Origin of the sequence: Haladaptatus sp. (genome assembly GCF_049589095.1) — an archaeon.
GTDB lineage: Archaea > Halobacteriota > Halobacteria > Halobacteriales > Haladaptataceae > Haladaptatus.
Map to the genome: position 1 here is coordinate 1 of NZ_JBAWAC010000232.1, position 5,490 is coordinate 5,490.

General features: G+C 62.3%; 5 protein-coding genes. All 5 read left to right on the forward strand.

What is annotated here, in order from left to right:
- Positions 1 to 634 (forward strand): HAD-IC family P-type ATPase (locus WBV42_RS07475; RefSeq protein WP_423985466.1); only part of this gene is annotated, 634 nt, incomplete at its 5' end.
- Between the two features lie 120 nt (positions 635 to 754).
- On the forward strand, positions 755 to 1,126 hold the full coding sequence (locus tag WBV42_RS07480; RefSeq protein WP_066138832.1) for a winged helix-turn-helix domain-containing protein: 372 nt from the start codon (positions 755 to 757) through the stop codon (positions 1,124 to 1,126).
- Entirely contained in the window at positions 1,123 to 1,395 is a 273-nt protein-coding gene (locus WBV42_RS07485; protein WP_066138829.1) for a DUF7521 family protein, read from the forward strand. Before WBV42_RS07480 ends, WBV42_RS07485 begins: the two co-directional genes overlap by 4 nt.
- A gap of 31 nt (positions 1,396 to 1,426) precedes the next feature.
- On the forward strand, positions 1,427 to 3,799 hold the full coding sequence (locus WBV42_RS07490; protein ID WP_423985467.1) for an Eco57I restriction-modification methylase domain-containing protein: 2,373 nt from the start codon (positions 1,427 to 1,429) through the stop codon (positions 3,797 to 3,799).
- 139 nt (positions 3,800 to 3,938) lie between these two features.
- A complete protein-coding gene (locus WBV42_RS07495) occupies positions 3,939 to 5,048 on the forward strand; it encodes a cation diffusion facilitator family transporter (RefSeq protein ID WP_423985468.1) in 1,110 nt (369 codons plus the stop codon).
- Positions 5,049 to 5,490: the final 442 nt, after the last annotated feature.

Consider the following 5,490-nt stretch of genomic DNA (forward strand, 5'->3'; position numbering starts at 1 on the left):
GGGGAAGACGGCGATGCTGGTCGCCATCGGTGGTTCGCTTGCGGGCGTCGTCGCCAACGCCGACGGGGTGAAGGAAAGCGCGAAGGAAGCCGTCGCGGACCTCCGGGAGCGAGGCTTGAACATACACATGCTCACGGGGGACAACGAGCGGACCGCCCGTGCCGTCGCCGAGCAGGTCGGCATCGACCCCGCGAACGTTCGCGCCGAAGTGCTCCCCGACGAAAAGGCCGACGTCGTCGAGGACGTGCAGGACGGCGGCCGGAACGCGATGATGGTCGGGGACGGCGTGAACGACGCCCCGGCGCTCGCGGCGGCGTTCGTCGGCACGGCCATCGGAAGCGGCACGGACGTTGCCATCGAGGCGGCCGACGTGACGCTAATGCGCGACGACCCACGCGACGTGGTGAAGGCGATTCGCATCTCGGCGGGCACCCTGTCGAAGATCAAGCAGAACCTCTTCTGGGCGCTCGGCTACAACACCGCGATGATCCCGCTGGCCTCGCTCGGCCTCCTGCAACCCGCGCTCGCGGCGGGGGCGATGGCGTTCTCCAGCGTGAGCGTCCTGACGAACAGCTTATCGTTCCGGCGGTACGTTCCGGACCACGACTATCGATTCCTGGGCTTCCTGCGCTGAACAGCGGAAAAGGTGGTGTTCGTCGCGGTATCGTCCGTCGATTTTCGGTGATTCCCAGTGGATGAGAACCGTTTCAGCAGTCGAACGAATTATGTGCCGAGCAACGAAAGGTTCGATTGAATGGTGCGGGATTTGGCAGACGATACGCCCGATTTACAGGACGTTCTCGACGCCCTCGATGACCCCGCATGTCGACGGATAATCATGGAACTACGTGAACCGATGACGGCACGAGAGGTCGCCGACGCCACGGATATCCCGCTTTCAACCCTCTACCGAAAGCTCGACCTGCTGAGCGAAGCCGCACTCGTGGCCGAAGAGACCGAGATTCGGGAGGACGGCCATCACACGTCACGCTACCGGATCACGGTCGAATCGGTGAACATCTCCATAACCGAGGACGGCGGCTTTCAGGTCACCATCGACCGGCCTCCGAAGACCACCGACGAACGCCTCGAACGGCTGTGGACGGAGATACGAAAGGAAACATGAACCTCACGATACTCATCATCACCCTCAAAACGCTCACGCTCCTGCTCGGCGGTATAATCACGTTTTTCGCGTTCAAAGCGTACCGCCGAACCGAACTGCCAGCGCTCAGGTCGCTCGCAATCGGGTTCGGTGTCGTCACTCTCGGAGCCTTCGCCGCGGGCGTGGCCGACCAAGCGTTCAGCGTCAATCAGGACTTCGCGCTCGTCATCGAAAGCACGCTGACCGTGCTCGGGTTCGCTTCGATCGCGTACTCACTGTACGCGGAATAGACTTATCCTACTGCAGGGAGTTGTGAAACTAATGGCTCCGCGCAGGAGCGAACCATCCGTCCCCGAACTCCCGGACGAAACCGTCCGGCAGGCGCTCGAACTCGTCACCGACGATTTGGTTACTGATCCCGAAGCGACAGCGACGAGTTTACGATCCGCGTTCGACGCGGCCCTCGTCGGCGTGTTCGGCCGTCTCGTGGACGAATTTTCGGACACACGAGGGGTCGACCGACCGCCGTTCGCAACCGGCGACGAACTCCGAACGGAGCGAGCGCGGTTCGAAGCCCTATCGGCGGGGACGAGCGAACGACTCGACGAGACCATCGGGTCGCTGGCGTTCGACTCGTTGTCGTTTCGGCAGGTGAGCGGTCTGTACGAACGGTCGCTCGATTACGAACCCGAACACACCGGTGATGGAATTCGGCTCTCTGGTGACGCGACACGACGGGCCACCGTCGGTGCGTACTACACGCCGGACGCCGTGGTCGAGTACACGGTTTCGCAGGCGCTCGAAGGGGCGGAGGACGCCCGGCTTATCGACCCGGCGATGGGGAGCGGGAACTTCCTTACCTGTGCCATCGACCGGTTGGCACGAAGGCGTGACGAACCGCGAGCGCAAGCGCGACGGTTCGTCGCCGAGAACCGTATTTTCGGGATGGATCTGGACCCGCTGGCGGTCGAACTCGCCCGAACCGCCGTCTGGTTCGAGACGGGCGTCTGGCCGGACGAAACCTTACGGGTCGGCGACGCGCTCGCCGCCGACCCCGAATGGTTCGAAGGTCGAACGTTCGAAGCCGTCGTAGGAAATCCACCGTACGTTCGAAGTCGCCACGTTTCGACGGGGAGGAAAGCGGACCTTCGAAAGCGGTTCGACACCGTAACCGGGGCGTTCGACCTGTACGTAGCGTTCGTCGAACGCATGGCGGAACTCGGCGAACGGGTGTCCTGTATCGTCCCGAACAAGTGGACGACGGCGCGATACGGGCGCACGCTGCGTGACCACCTGCTCGACCGGCATCGAATCGTGGAACTGCTCGACGTGTCGAACGCGTCGGTGTTCGCCGACGCGAGCGTCTACCCGGTGGTCCTCACGTTCGCTGCCGATTCGGGACCGACCGAGACGATTTCGGTTCGGCAGGCCGGTACAAACATAATCCCGGACGAATCGCCGCAGGCAACCCTCTCGCAGTCGTTCGTGAACTGCCTCGGTGGTCGGGTGATTCCGGTCGGCATCGACCCCGAATTCGCGTCGCTCGCGGAACAACTCTGTCGGGAGTTCGAAAAGCTCGGAACGTACGTCACGATGACCGAGGGCATCCACACCGGAAACGTCCGCGAGAAACTCGTCGTCGATGAACCCGGACCGGACTGCGAGCCACTCGTCGGCGGGGGGGACGTGTCACGGTACGGGTTGGAGTGGGACGGGGACTGGATTCGGTTCGATCCGTCGCTCATCGGCGACGGGGAGTACGGGTCGCTGCGTGACCGTTCCGTCTTCGAATCCGAAAAGCTACTGCTACGGGATATCAGCGAGCGTCCCGTTGCGACCTACGACGGGAGCGGGATGTACGCGCTCAACACGCTCTACAGCGTTCGCTCACGCGCCGATTCATCGGTCGATTCCCGTCCTGAACTCCCGCTTCGGTACCTCCTTTCGGTCGTCAACTCCGCCGTCTCCGGATGCTGGTTCCAGCAGGTGTACGGCGGCACTCACGTCAGTGGGGGATATCTCAGGTTCAAACCGATGTTCACGACGCAGCTTCCGAGACCCACCGGGGAGGGGGAGCGCGACGAACTGGTCGAGTTGGCGGAGCGATTGGAAGAGCTCACGGAGACACGGGCGGAGATGGAGACGCGACTGCCCAAATCGCCCGACGGTCCGCGACTCGGGAACTTCGTTCGGCGGATCGATGACGGCTCGATACTTACCGAGACGACGGAAACACGGGAACGACTTCGGCTCGGGTCGGTGTCGGTCGAAGACGAGGGAGGTGAACTCGTGTTCTCGGCCACGGCGCGCTACCGTCCCGCCGAGGAGTGTGAAACCGATTCGTGGGGGTTCGCGGAGACCGAACCGATCCGAGCACTCGTCTTCGACGGTGCGAACGACGGCGGGTTAGAGCGTAACGGGTGGTGCGACGTCCTCAGGTGGTACGTCCCGCAATTCGTGGAAAGCGAGGCGTTTACCGAGGAAGCGATGAAGACCATTTCGCCCCTCGACCGACTCGAAGCCGCTCGACTGCCGTCGCTCGACGTGGCAACGGCGTTCGTGGAGGCGTGTCGGTCGGCGGCGCAACTGGACGCGAAAATCGAACGAACGGACGCGGAAATCGACCGCCTCGTCGCACGGGCGTACGGGCTCTCGGACGACGAAATCGCGCTGATCGAGCGACTCGTGGACTGAGCCACCGATACACGCTGACGTTTCCCCGTTCGCTCCACAAAAAATTATTAATAGAAGGGAGCAGAATTACTAGAGACTACTATTCAAACCCCGATTGATGACAGGGGCATTAATATCCACAAAGTGGTTCCGCTTGTGCATGAGCGACCACTCGCACGGTCACGGGCACGACCACGGGCAGGAGGACCATGGTCACAGCCACGACCACGAAGATGACGGAAATGGCCACGATAGTGGCCACGACCACGGTCATAGTCACGGTGGTCACGAGAGCGACGAAGAGGGTGGCGGACACGGACACGACCACAGTCACGATCATGGACACGGCCACGCTCACGCACACGGGAGCAGTTCGGAGGGACGACGGACGGCGCTGAAAATCGCGCTCGTCATCAACACCGCGTTCTTCGTGGTGGAAATCGCAGGCGCGCTGTACGCCAACTCGCTGACGCTGTTCGCGGACGCCGCGCACATGCTCACGGATTCGGCGAGCATCTTTCTCGCGCTGTTCGCCGCGTGGATCGCGACCCTCGACGCCGACTCGAAGCGGACCTACGGCTATCAGCGCGCCGAAATCCTCGCCGCGCTGGCGAACGGCATCTTCCTCGTCGTCATCGTCATCTACGTCGCCTACGAGGCGATCATGCGGTTCCAAGACCCGCAAGCCGTCAAACCACTCCCGACCATCGCCGTGGGTATCGTCGGCCTCTTCGCCAACCTCGCCGGTGCGTACGTCCTCCACGGCGGCCGCGACAGCCTCAACATCGAAGGCGTCTATCTGCATCTGCTGACCGACGCCGCCGGGAGCCTCGCCGCCGTCGCCCTCGGTATCGGGCTGTACGTCTCCGACGCCTACATCCTCGACCCCATCTTCAGCCTCGTCATCGCCGCGCTGGTGCTCTACTCCGCGAAGGACCTCCTCATCGAGAGCGTCAACATCCTCCTTCAGGGGACACCGTCCAGCGTGGACGTGGACGCCATCTCCGAGACGCTCCGCGGTCTCGACGGCGCACTCGACGTGCACGACGTACACGTCTGGGCACTCACCAACCGCAGTCTCGCCTGCAGCGCCCACGTAGTCGTCGCCGACGATGCCGACCGCGACGTGGTTCTCGACGAGGCCCGTCATCGACTCAACGAGCGACACGACATCGGCCACGCCACCATCCAGATCGAATCCGAGAGCGGCGACTGCGAAACCGCCGACTTCGACTGTTATCCCGCGGGCGAAACCGGTCATGCGGTCTGAGCACTCGGTCTGAATTGGTGGATGGAGCGGTTCCGAAGCGAAAAATCGAGCGGGGGGTGTTTTTCGATGTGTTCTACCGACCACCGATGGCGTCGCCAACGCGAAGTTCAGAGAATCCCGCCAACGGTGGAAAACACGGCGAAGGCGGCGACGGCGAGATCGAGCGTGGAGAGCCCTGAAAACGCCATGGAACAAGCAACATAGATGACACTAAAATAGTTTTTGAGGGCTACTGGATGGTTTCTCATAAGTTATCAACAACCTTTTTTACACGGAAATTCGTATACGACGGTATGATGCAGACTGGGTTGGCGGGCGTGACGCCGGATATGTTGGTCGTGTTTGCGGTGGTTATCCTCGCATTGGTGCTCTTTGCGACCGAACTGCTCCCCGTCGACGTGACCGCGATTCTGGTGATGGTGACCCTCATGGTGCTCGAACC

Excerpts from the sequence above, each read along its gene's own strand:
- WBV42_RS07480 (WP_066138832.1), top strand. The coding sequence starts at position 755 with ATGGTGCGGGATTTGGCAGACGATACGCCCGATTTACAGGACGTTCTC.
- WBV42_RS07485 (WP_066138829.1), top strand. The coding sequence starts at position 1,123 with ATGAACCTCACGATACTCATCATCACCCTCAAAACGCTCACGCTCCTG.
- WBV42_RS07490 (WP_423985467.1), top strand. The coding sequence starts at position 1,427 with ATGGCTCCGCGCAGGAGCGAACCATCCGTCCCCGAACTCCCGGACGAA.
- WBV42_RS07495 (WP_423985468.1), top strand. The coding sequence starts at position 3,939 with ATGAGCGACCACTCGCACGGTCACGGGCACGACCACGGGCAGGAGGAC.